Genomic DNA, 10,752 nt, shown 5'->3' with positions numbered 1-10,752 from the left:
CCTCCCCGTACTCCGGATGCGGTACGGGCTTCGCCCCACCCGGAGGCCATTGTGGACATTCGCCGCACAACGACCGTCACGGAACTCCTCACCGCCGGCCACCTCTTCGACGCCCCGCCCCGCGAGGAGTGGGCGGCCCGCTTCCTCGCCGCGCCCGGCCACGTGCTGCTGATCGCGTACGTGGACGGGGTCCCGGCGGGCTTCGTCTCGGGCATCGAGATGCTGCACCCGGACAAGGGCACGGAGATGTGCCTGTACGAACTCGGCGTCGACGACCCGTTCCGCCGCCGGGGCATCGGCAGGGCACTCACGCGGGCGCTCGTGGACCTCGCCCGGGAACGCGGCTGCTACGGCCTGTGGGTCGGGGTGGAGCCCGGCAACGAGGCGGCGCGGGCGACCTACCGGTCGGCGGAGGCGGCGGAGGAGGACGGGGGGTTCGCGATGCTGACGTGGGATTTCGAGGGCGGTGGGGCCGGGTGAGGCGGGCCGCTTCTCCTGCGGGAATCCCAGGTGAAGCGTGCTGCTCCGCGCGCCCCTGGGGCAGCTACCGCCCGGCCACCGGCACCGGCCGGGGAGCGCCGAGGTCGAGCGGCGTCTCCACCGGCAGCAGGGCGGCGGCCCGCTCCCGCTCCCCCGCCCGGACGGCCGCGTGCACCTCGCGGGCGAGCGGGGTGACATCGCGTACGGAGACGGTCCACTCGTCCGCGTACCGCCGCGCGGCCTCCCCGCTCAGCCCGAGCTGGAGGGAGCGGTACGGGAGCGGGTTCAGGTCCAGATCGCGCTCGGGGTCCCACTGCACCCGGGCGGGGGCGGCGCGCAGACTGCGCTTCCAGGAATCCTCGTCCCGGTGCACATCGCGTACGTAGTGGGAGAGTTCGGCGTGCGCGAGGGCCCACTCCAGCCCGTCCCGGTCGATCTCCACGGCGAGGACGACCTCCTGCCCCTCCTTCGTACCCCACCCGCAGCGGTACATCATCCAGAGGAAGCTGGGCTTGATCCACGTCATCCGGTCCCGCTTCCAGGCGGCGGGGAACCGTCCGTCGCGCGCGGCGGGGAGCCCGATGGCGGGCGGATACGCCTGGTAGACGGTGACGGTGGTGGCGGTGTGCCGGGCGCGGATCTCGTAACGGGGCGGGAGGGGCTGGGCGTTCATGGGACCAGGGTGCGGGACGCGGTCACGCCCCGGCACCTGGTTTTCCCGCCCTGTCGTCAACGTACCGCTGCTCAGTACAGCTTGTTCACCGCCGTCCGCAGGGTCTCCTTCCACGCGGCCACGGGCGGTTCGCCCCAGTAGCTCGACCACAGGACGAGCGTGACGGTGTCGCCGTCGCGGCCCACGCCCCACAGGTAGTTGAAGTCGGGGCGCGGGGAGTTGGTGTCGAAGGTGTGCATCCCCTGGAGGGTCGCGCCGTCCTCCACGTCCACCGTGCCGTGGTCGTAGCCGGTCGCGGTCACGCCGGGGTCCTGCGGGCGGTTCGCGCAGTCGGCGTAGTCCTGCCGGGTCGCGTCCGCGAACGCGATGGCCTCCGCCTCCGTGTCGAAGGCCGCCACCTTCTGCTGGGCGAACGCGGTCTCCGCGGTGGTGAAATCCCGGTACCAGACGTTCACTTCGGGTCGGTCCTCCGGCCAGGCCGCCAGGCACCCCTGCGCCTCGCCCCAGCCCCGCGCGACCGGGAACGCGCGCCACGACTCGGTCCTGGGCAGATCGGAGATGTACAGCGTCCCCGGCCTCGGCCGCCACTGCTCGGCGCCCACGGCCGGCCCCGACGCCATCCCGAGCGACAGCACCACGGCGGGCGGGGCTTTCCTTCGCAGTGACCCGAAAGCTTCCCTTTGTTGACGCGTTCTGCCCGCCCGCGGCATCGTCGCCGGGGGCGGGCAGAGGGCGTGGCCGGACAGGGATCAGTGGTTGCGCGGGAAGCCCAGGTCGACGCCCGACGGCGCGTCCGCCGGGTCCGGCCAGCGGGTGGTGACGACCTTGCCCCGGGTGTAGAAGTGCACGCCGTCGTTGCCGTAGATGTGGTGGTCGCCGAAGAGCGAGTCCTTCCAGCCGCCGAAGGAGTGGTAGCCCACCGGGACCGGGATCGGCACGTTGACGCCGACCATGCCCGCCTGGATCTCCAGCTGGAAGCGGCGGGCCGCGCCGCCGTCGCGGGTGAAGATCGCGGTGCCGTTGCCGAAGGGCGAGGCGTTCATGAGGGCGACACCGTCCTCGTACGTCTCCACGCGGAGCACGCACAGGACCGGGCCGAAGATCTCGTCCTTGTACGCGTCGGAGTCGGTGGAGACCTTGTCCAGGAGGGAGAGGCCGATCCAGTGGCCGTCCTCGAAGCCCTCCACCGTGTGGCCCGTGCCGTCGAGGACGACCTCCGCGCCCTGGGCGGCGGCGCCCGTGACGTACGAGGCGACCTTGTCGCGGTGGGCGGCGGTGATCAGGGGGCCCATCTCGGAGGTGGGGTCGTTGCCGGGGCCGATCTTGATCTTCTCGGCGCGCTCGCGGATCTTGTCGACCAGCTCGTCACCGATCGCGCCGACCGCGACCACGGCCGAGATCGCCATGCAGCGCTCACCCGCGGAGCCGTACGCCGCCGAGACCGCCGCGTCGGCCGCCGCGTCCAGGTCGGCGTCCGGGAGGACCAGCATGTGATTCTTCGCGCCGCCGAGGGCCTGGACGCGCTTGCCGTTGGCGGAGGCGGTGGCGTGGATGTAGCGGGCGATGGGGGTGGAGCCGACGAAGGAGACGGCCGCCACGTCGGGGTGGGCGAGGAGGGCGTCCACCGCGACCTTGTCCCCGTGCACGACGTTGAGCACGCCGTCCGGAAGGCCCGCCTCCGTCGCCAGCTCGGCCAGCAGGACGGCGGCCGACGGGTCCTTCTCGCTCGGCTTCAGCACGAACGTGTTGCCGCAGGCGATCGCCAGCGGGAACATCCACATCGGCACCATGGCCGGGAAGTTGAACGGGGTGATGCCCGCGACCACGCCCAGCGACTGACGGATCGAGGAGACGTCGACCCGGCTGGACACCTGCGTGGACAGCTCGCCCTTGAGCTGGGTCGTGATCCCGCACGCCAGCTCGACGATCTCCAGGCCCCGGGCGACCTCGCCCAGCGCGTCCGAGTGCACCTTGCCGTGCTCGGCGGTGATCAGCGCGGCGATGTCGTCGCGGTGGGCGTCCAGCAGCGCGCGGTAGCGGAAGAGGACCGCGGTGCGCTGGGCGAGGGAGGAGGTGCCCCAGGTGGCGTACGCGGTCTTCGCCGCCGCGACTGCCGCGTCGACCTGCTCGACCGAGGCCAGCGCCACCTGCGTGGTGACCGCACCGGTGGCGGGGTCCGTGACGGGACCGTACTGGCCCGACGTGCCCTCCACTGTCTTGCCGCCGATCCAGTGGTTGACGGTCTTCGTCATGACGTACTCCTTCAGACTTCGGGCAGACTGGCTGGCTCAGGCGTGGTTTCACAGGTGGTGGCGTCGGGCGGCGACCTGCCGGTCGTACTCTTCCCGGGCCTTGACCGCCGCCGGTCGCGTCGCGGTCTCGGCCACAGGAACATCCCACCACGCCTGTGCCGGAGGGGGGCCCGACACTGTGTCGGGCGTTTCGGTCTCGACGTAGACACAAGTGGGGCCCTCCGCGCTGCGGGCCTCCGCGAGGACTTTACGCAGGTCGTCGACCGTGGTGGCGCGCAGGACGTGCATGCCGAGGGAGGCCGCGTTGGCGGCCAGGTCGACGGGGAGCGGCGGGCCGGTGAAGCCGCCGTCGGGGTCCCGGTGGCGGTAGGCCGTCCCGAAGCGCTCGCCGCCGACCGCCTCGGAGAGGCCGCCGATGGAGGCGTACCCGTGGTTCTGGAGGATCAGCAGTTTCAGGGGCAGGTTCTCCTGGACGGCGGTGACGATCTCGGTGGGGTTCATCAGATACGTGCCGTCGCCGACGAGCGCCCAGACGGGGCGGGGCCGCTCTTGCGTTTCGGTGGCGAGGAGGACGCCGATCGCGGCCGGGATCTCGTAGCCCATGCAGGAGTAGCCGTACTCCACGTGGTACTGGTCGCGGGAACGTGCGCGCCAGAGCTTGTGCAGGTCGCCGGGGAGGGAGCCCGCGGCGTTGATGAGGATGTCCTCCTCGGTGACCAGGGTGTCGAGGAGGCCGAGGACCTGGGCCTGGGTGGGGCGCGCGGTGGGGTCGGGGGTGGTGAAGGATGCCTCGACCCGTTCCTCCCACGCCTCCTTCGCGCCGGTGTACTCCGTCTCGTACGCCGGGTCGATCCGGTACCCCCGTCCGGCGAGCGCGCTGGTGAGCGCCTCCAGGCCGGTGCGGGCGTCGGCGACCAGGGGGAGGGCGGCCAGCTTGTGGGCGTCGAAGCCGGTGATGTTGAGGTTGAGGAAGCGGACGGCCGGGTTCTCGAAGAGGGTGCCGGATGCGGTGGTGAAGTCCGTGTACCGGGTGCCGATGCCGATCACCAGGTCGGCGGTGCGGGCCAGCTCGTCGGCGGTGGCGGTGCCGGTGTGGCCGATACCGCCCACGTCCGCCGGGTGGTCGTGGCGCAGGGCCCCCTTGCCCGCCTGGGTGGAGGCGACCGGGATGCGGGTGGCGGCGGTGAAGGCGGCGAGGGTCTCCTCGGCCCCGCTGTGACGGACCCCGCCGCCCGCGACGATCAGGGGGCGGCGGGCAGAGCGCACCGCCCGTACGGCCTGCTCCAGCTCGGCCGTGTCGGGCGCGGGCCTGCGGACCCGCCAGACCCGCTCGGCGAAGAACTCCTCCGGCCAGTCGTACGCCTCCGCCTGCACGTCCTGCGGCAGCGCCAGCGTGACCGCGCCCGTCTCGGCCGGGTCGGCGAGGATCCGCATCGCCTGGAGGGCCGCCGGAATCAACGCTTCCGGGCGGGTGACCCGGTCGAAGTAGCGCGAAACGGGGCGCAGGCAGTCGTTGACCGACACGTCACCGGCGTACGGGACTTCGAGCTGCTGGAGTACGGGGTCGGCGGGCCGGGTCGCGAACGTGTCGCCGGGGAGGAGGAGTACGGGGAGGTGGTTGATGGTGGCGAGGGCGGCGCCGGTCACGAGGTTGGTGGCGCCGGGGCCGATGGAGGTGGTCACCGCGTGTGCGGAGAGCCGGCCGCACTGCCGGGCATACCCCACGGCCGCGTGCACCATGGCCTGTTCGTTACGGCCCTGGAGGTACGGCATGCGGGGGGCGTTGGCGTTGCGGATGCCGTGGCCGCCGCCGTTCCGCGTCCTGTTGCCCGCTTCGACGAGCGCCTGGCCGATTCCGGCGACATTGCCGTGGCCGAAGATGCCCCAGGTGGCGCTGATCAGACGGTGGCGGCGGCCGTCGCGCTCGGTGTACTGCCGGGCGAGGAAGGCGACCAGGGCCTGAGCGGTGGTCAGACGGCGGGTGGGGGCGGGGCGCGTACGGGCGGGGCTTGGGCGCGTACGGGCAGGGTCTGCGGGGCTCACGTGGCTCGCAGGATCGGTGTGGCTTGCGCCGTCGCTGGAGCTTGCGGGACTCGTCGGGCTCAAGGCGTTACCTCCGGGCCGGGCGACGGATGCGCCGTGTAGAGCGGGAGTCTGACGTCGACCGGCTGCTGTGGCCAGGTGTCGCGGATCCATCCGTGGTCCGGATGGTCGCGGATCAGCCAGGCCCGCTCCTCCCCCGGCCCCGCCATGACGTTCAGGTAGTACAGCGTCCGGCCGGGCGGGGCGATCGACGGGCCGTGCCAGCCGTCGGGGATGAGGACCGCGTCACCGCCGCGGACCTCGGCGAGGACATCCGTACCTCCGTCGCGCGACGGGGAGACCCGGTGGTAGCCGAGCCCGCCGCCCTCCACCTCGAAGTAGTAGATCTCCTCCAGCTCGCACTCATCGCCCGGAACGTGCTCGTCGTGCTTGTGGGGCGGGTAGGAGGACCAGTTCCCGCCGGGCGTGAGCACTTCGACGGCGATCAGGCGGTCGCAGTCGAAGGTGTCGGCGGCGGCGAAGTTGTTGACCTGGCGGGAACAGTTGCCAGTGCCGCGCAGTTCGACGGGTACCTCCGGCGCGGGGCCGTAGCGAGCGGGGAGTCGTCGCTCGCACTTCGCTCCTGCCAGGGCGAAGCGGCCTCCTGCGCCGGAGGCGATCTGTGCTCGGTCGTCGCGCGGCACGTAGGCGAAATCGCTCACCCCGCTGAACACGCTTTCCCGGCCCAGCAGTTCAAAGGTGCCACCTGCCGTATGCACCGTACAGCCACCGGCCAACGGCAGGACGATCCATTCGCTCTCCCCGGTGACGAGCGTATGAACTCCGCCCGGCTCCAGCTCAAGAACGCGGAGACTGGACCGATCCCATCCGGCCATTTTCGGATCGATGTCCAGGGCGTAGGGCCCGCGCCCCGCGCTGCCGGAGGGCAGGTGGTGGCGCGCGGCGGGAGGCGTACCCCCGGTGTGGTGCTCATGGTGCGTGTCTTCCATGCCCACTCCTTACCCGTTACCCGCCCTGGTCCCGTACTTCCCCGGCCTGTACTTCCCCGCCCGTACTTACCCGGCTCGCGCTTCCCCGCCCGTACGTCCCCGGCCCGTGCTTCCCCGGCTACAGCAGCGATACGGCGGTGTCGACGGCCCCCGCCACGTCCCCGTCGACCGGGTAGAGCAGCGAACGCCCCACGACCAGCCCCCTTACGGTCGGCAGCCGCAGCGCCTCGCGCCACTTCCCGTACGCCCCGTCCAGGTCGTCGCCCACCTCGCCGCCGAGCAGGACGGCGGGCAGCGTGGAGGTCTCCATGACCTGGGCCATGTCGTCCGGATCGTCCGTGACGGGGACTTTGAGCCAGGTGTACGCGGAGCTCCCGGCCAGGCCCGAGGCGATGGCGATGGAGGTGGCGACGGCGGCGCCGCCCAGGTCGTTGCGGAGGCGGCCGTCGACGCGCCCGCAGAGGAACGGTTCGACGAAGACGGGCAGCCGGTGCGCGGCCATCTCGTCGATCGTCCGGGCGGCCGCGTGCAGGGTGTCGAGGGAGCCGGGGTCGTCGTGGTCGATGCGGAGCAGCAGCTTCCCCGCGTCGAACCCGTGGCGGACCAGGTCCTCGGGGCGGTGCCCGGTGAACCGGTCGTCCAGCTCGAAGGCGGCGCCCGCGAGCCCGCCCCGGTTCATGGAGCCCATGACGACCTTGTCCTCCAGGGCGCCGAGGAGGAGCAGGTCGTCCAGGACGTCGGCGGAGGCGAGGACTCCGTCGACCCCGGGTCGGGAGAGCGCGAGGCAGAGCCGCTGGAGGAGCTCGAACCGGTTGGCCATGGCGAGGGCCCGGTCCCCGACGGCGAGGGCGCCGCGTGCGGGGTGGTCGGCGGCGACGATCATCAGTCGGCCGGGGTGGGGCGGGCGCGCCCGGTCCGAGGCGGTGTCGGCCGTACGGAGCAGGGGCCGCCGCTTCCGTCGTGCGGCGGCCTCGGCGACCGCTTCGGGGCGCTCGGCGCGGAGCCGGACCAGGTCGCGGACGGAGGGGGCGGCGGGGGTCATGAGCCCGCTCCGGCCCGGGGAGGAGCGGGAGCGTCTGAGGCGGCCTGGGCACTCGTGGCCCCGGGAGGCTCGGCCGTCACGGCCCCCTCCGCGAGCGCCCGTTCGACCTCGTCCGGGAAGGGCATCGCGGAGGAGCAGGCGAGCCGGGAGGCGACGATGGCCCCGGCGGCGTTCGCGTACCGCATGATCCGGGCGAGGTCCCATCCGGCGAGCAGCCCGTGGCAGAGCGCCCCGCCGAACGCGTCCCCGGCGCCGAGTCCGTTGACGACCTCCACCGGCAGCGGCTCCACATCGGCGGTGGAGCCGTCGCGGTGGACGGCGAGGACGCCCTTCGGCCCCTGTTTGACGACGGCGAGCTCCACCCCGGCCGCGAGCAGGGCGCGGGCGGCGGCGTGCGGTTCGCGCTCGCCGGTCGCGATCTCGCACTCGTCGATGTTGCCCACGGCGACGGTGGCATGGGCGAGCGCTTCCCGGTAGCGGGCGGGCGCCACCTCGCTGTGGTCCCCGCCGTCCCAGAACATGGGCCGCCAGTCCAGGTCGAACACAGTCGCGGTACGGGGTGCCCCGGCCGGGGCCTCACTGCGGGCCCGGAGCGCGGCCAGCGTCGCGGCCCGGCTGGGCTCGGCGCTGAGCCCGGTGCCGGTCATCCAGAAGATCCGGGCGGCGCGCACCGCGTCGAGATCGAGCTCCGGCGGGTGGATCTCCAGATCGGGTGCCTTGGGCTGCCGGTAGAAGTAGAGGGGGAAGTCGTCGGGCGGGAAGATCTCGCAGAACGTGACGGGGGTCGGATACTCCTCGACCTCCGTCACCCACCGGTCGTCCACCCCGAACCGTGCCAGTTCCTGGTGGAGGTACGCGCCGAAGGCGTCCTTCCCGGTACGGGTGATCACCGCCGTCCGCCGCCCCTGCCTGGCCGCCGCCACCGCCACGTTCGCCGGGGAGCCGCCGAGGAACTTACCGAAGGTCTCGACCCGGGCGAGCGGCACCCCGATCTCCAGGGGGTAGAGATCCACCCCGATCCGCCCCATGGTGATCACGTCGTACGGCTCAAGCTCAGGCATACGCATCCCTTCGACCCACCGGCTCGACCCACCGGATCGCCCAACCGGATCGACCGCCGATGGTCGGCCGAGGGTCGGCCGATCCAGGTCTAGCCCCCTGCCGGGAACCCTGTCAACATTTTGTCCGGACATTCGGACGAACCCTTGACACTCTTCCGGACGGGCCGCGACGCTGGGCGATATGACCCCCTCCGCACCCTCTTCGGCCCGCATCCGCATCGGCTCGGCACCCGACTCGTGGGGGGTGTGGTTCCCCGACGACCCTCGGCAGGTGCCCTGGCGGCGCTTCCTGGACGAGGTGGCGGAGGCCGGGTACGAGTGGATCGAGCTCGGCCCGTACGGCTATCTGCCCACCGATCCGGTCCGGCTGGCGGACGAGACCCGCAGCCGTGGCCTCACCGTCTCCGCGGGCACCGTCTTCACCGGATTGCACCACGGCCCCGACGTCTGGGACCGGACCTGGGCGCATGTCGCGGACATCGCCGAACTGACCCGGGCCATGGGCGCGGAACACCTCGTCGTCATCCCCTCCTTCTGGCGCGATGACAAGACGGGCGAGGTCCTGGAGGACCGCACGCTCACCCCCGCGCAGTGGCGGGATCTCACCACGCAGACGGAGCGGCTGGGGCGGGAGGTCCAGGAGCGCTACGGGCTCCGCATCGTCGTCCACCCGCACGCGGACACCCACATCGACAGCGAGGAGAACGTCAACCGCTTCCTCGACGCCACCGACCCCGCCCTCGTCTCGCTCTGCCTGGACACCGGGCACTACGCCTACTGCGGCGGCGACAGCGTCAAGCTCATCGAGACGTACGGGGAGCGCATCGGCTACCTCCACCTGAAGCAGGTCGACCCCGAGGTCCTGGCGGCGGTGGTGGCGGACGAGGTCCCGTTCGGCCCGGCCGTGGCGCAGGGCGTGATGTGCGAACCGCCCGGCGGCGTACCCGCCCTGGAACCGGTCCTGGAGGCGGCACGCGCCCTGGACGTCGACCTGTTCGCGATCGTGGAGCAGGACATGTACCCGTGCGACCCGGACAAGCCGCTCCCCATCGCGCGCCGCACCCGCGAGTTCCTCCGCTCCTGCGGACGGCCCTGACCGCCGGGTCACACCCCCGTACGCCCGTCGATGCGCTCGCGGATCAGGTCGGCGTGCCCGCAGTGGCGCGCGTACTCGCCGATCATGTGCGTGTAGATCCAGCGCAGCGTCACCTCCCCGCCCATGAACGGGCTGGTGTCGTCGAGCCCCCGGCCCGCGCAGTTCTCCCGCCCCCGCCGGACCTCCTCCTCCCACACCGCCACCGCGCTCTCGTACGTGGCGTCCTCGGCGAGCTCGAACCCACCGTCGTGCCCAGCACCGCCATCGGCAGGTGCGAACAGCGGCGGAACGTCCTCCTGCACGAGGACCCGCCGGAACCAGTTCCGCTCGACGGCCGCGGCGTGCTGGACCAGACCGAGCAACGTGATGGACGAGGGCGCCGCCGACGCCTCACGGAGCCGCTCCTCGGGCAACTCCGCGCACTTCTGGGCGAGGGTGACGCGGTAGAAGTCGAGCCAGCTCTCCAGCGAGGTGCGCTCGTCGGCGACCAGCGGGGGCATCGGACGTTCGGAAGTGCTCATGATCTCCATCGTGGCACCCGGGTCTGACAACGCCCGGATTCCGCACTACGGTCAGCCGTTCACCCTTTCTGTCACAGCAGTAACTGTTTCGCCACACATGTCTCCGTTACGCGGGTTTTCCGTCACAGGCGCACAACAGCCCCGCTCAGCCTGCCGTGCGACGTCGTTCAACCGGGCGCAGGCTGCGTGATCACCGGAGCAGAACCGGTCAGAGCAGCAGCGACAGAGCAACGCAGCGCAGAGAGGTGTCACGGATGACGGACAGAACACTCTGGTCCTACAAGGACATTGCCGCGCACATCCAGGTCCAGCCGGACACCGTCCGCTCCTATCGCAAACATGGCCTCCTCCCGCCGCCCGACCAGGTGAAGAACGGAAAGCCGTACTGGTACGGGGACACCATCCGGGCCTGGGTCGCCTCCCGCCCCCGCAACCGGCCCCGCTGACCCCCACGACATGTCCTACTGCCGGGGCTCCTTCCGGAACAGGGCCGTCCAAAGAAAGGACTTCCCAATCGTGATGTCAAGCCGCAGCCGTGACGGGAGGTGAACCTTGGTAGCGCTGTCCGTCACGGATCATGGCCCACAGGACGTTG

The 10,752-nt window shown here is 71.8% G+C and carries 11 protein-coding genes; 3 read left to right on the top strand and 8 right to left on the bottom strand.

The features are described 5' to 3' along the window. Positions 1-51 precede the first annotated feature (51 nt). The gene (locus ACFW9Z_RS31230; RefSeq protein ID WP_384645999.1) at positions 52-480 is read left to right on the top strand and encodes a GNAT family N-acetyltransferase; all 429 of its coding nucleotides are present in this window, start codon (positions 52-54) and stop codon (positions 478-480) included. A gap of 64 nt (positions 481-544) precedes the next feature. Here the strand turns inward: ACFW9Z_RS31230 and ACFW9Z_RS31225 are convergent, their stop codons facing one another. From ACFW9Z_RS31225 to iolC, 7 genes are all read right to left on the bottom strand, one after another. Next, the gene (locus tag ACFW9Z_RS31225; protein WP_384645998.1) at positions 545-1,153 is read right to left on the bottom strand and encodes a DUF4291 domain-containing protein; all 609 of its coding nucleotides are present in this window, start codon (positions 1,151-1,153) and stop codon (positions 545-547) included. Between the two features lie 71 nt (positions 1,154-1,224). After that, positions 1,225-1,791: a hypothetical protein gene (locus ACFW9Z_RS31220; protein ID WP_384645997.1), complete on the bottom strand. Its 567-nt coding sequence runs from the start codon at positions 1,789-1,791 to the stop codon at positions 1,225-1,227. A gap of 111 nt (positions 1,792-1,902) precedes the next feature. Then, entirely contained in the window at positions 1,903-3,405 is a 1,503-nt protein-coding gene (locus ACFW9Z_RS31215) for a CoA-acylating methylmalonate-semialdehyde dehydrogenase (protein WP_384645996.1), read from the bottom strand. Between the two features lie 48 nt (positions 3,406-3,453). Then, positions 3,454-5,448 carry a 3D-(3,5/4)-trihydroxycyclohexane-1,2-dione acylhydrolase (decyclizing) gene (iolD, locus tag ACFW9Z_RS31210; protein ID WP_384645995.1) on the bottom strand — a complete coding sequence of 665 codons (1,995 nt, stop codon included), beginning with the start codon at positions 5,446-5,448 and terminating at the stop codon, positions 3,454-3,456. A gap of 59 nt (positions 5,449-5,507) precedes the next feature. Further along, positions 5,508-6,437, bottom strand: a complete 930-nt coding sequence (gene iolB, locus ACFW9Z_RS31205) for a 5-deoxy-glucuronate isomerase (protein WP_384645994.1) — start codon at positions 6,435-6,437, stop codon at positions 5,508-5,510. Between the two features lie 118 nt (positions 6,438-6,555). Beyond that, positions 6,556-7,479 (bottom strand): deoxyribose-phosphate aldolase, encoded by a 924-nt coding sequence (locus ACFW9Z_RS31200; protein WP_384645993.1) that lies wholly within the window; start codon positions 7,477-7,479, stop codon positions 6,556-6,558. Then, complete coding sequence (iolC, locus tag ACFW9Z_RS31195; RefSeq protein WP_384645992.1) at positions 7,476-8,546, bottom strand: 5-dehydro-2-deoxygluconokinase; 1,071 nt, start codon at positions 8,544-8,546, stop codon at positions 7,476-7,478. Before iolC ends, ACFW9Z_RS31200 begins: the two co-directional genes overlap by 4 nt. 175 nt (positions 8,547-8,721) lie before the next feature. On the opposite strand from iolC, the gene ACFW9Z_RS31190 reads away from it, so the two are divergent. After that, positions 8,722-9,636, top strand: a complete 915-nt coding sequence (locus ACFW9Z_RS31190) for a sugar phosphate isomerase/epimerase family protein (protein ID WP_384645991.1) — start codon at positions 8,722-8,724, stop codon at positions 9,634-9,636. An 8-nt stretch (positions 9,637-9,644) separates the two neighbouring features. Here ACFW9Z_RS31190 and ACFW9Z_RS31185 read toward each other — a convergent pair whose 3' ends face one another. Beyond that, positions 9,645-10,157, bottom strand: coding sequence for a DinB family protein (locus ACFW9Z_RS31185; RefSeq protein WP_384645990.1), 513 nt, complete (start codon positions 10,155-10,157; stop codon positions 9,645-9,647). Between the two features lie 254 nt (positions 10,158-10,411). On the opposite strand from ACFW9Z_RS31185, the gene ACFW9Z_RS31180 reads away from it, so the two are divergent. Beyond that, positions 10,412-10,603 carry a helix-turn-helix transcriptional regulator gene (locus ACFW9Z_RS31180; RefSeq protein ID WP_384645988.1) on the top strand — a complete coding sequence of 64 codons (192 nt, stop codon included), beginning with the start codon at positions 10,412-10,414 and terminating at the stop codon, positions 10,601-10,603. The last annotated feature ends 149 nt before the right edge of the window (positions 10,604-10,752 follow it).

It is taken from the genome of Streptomyces sp. NPDC059452 (genome assembly GCF_042750035.1).
Classification (GTDB): domain Bacteria; phylum Actinomycetota; class Actinomycetes; order Streptomycetales; family Streptomycetaceae; genus Streptomyces.
Note: the sequence above shows the minus strand (reverse complement) of the source record. Positions and strands in the feature narration are given on the sequence as shown.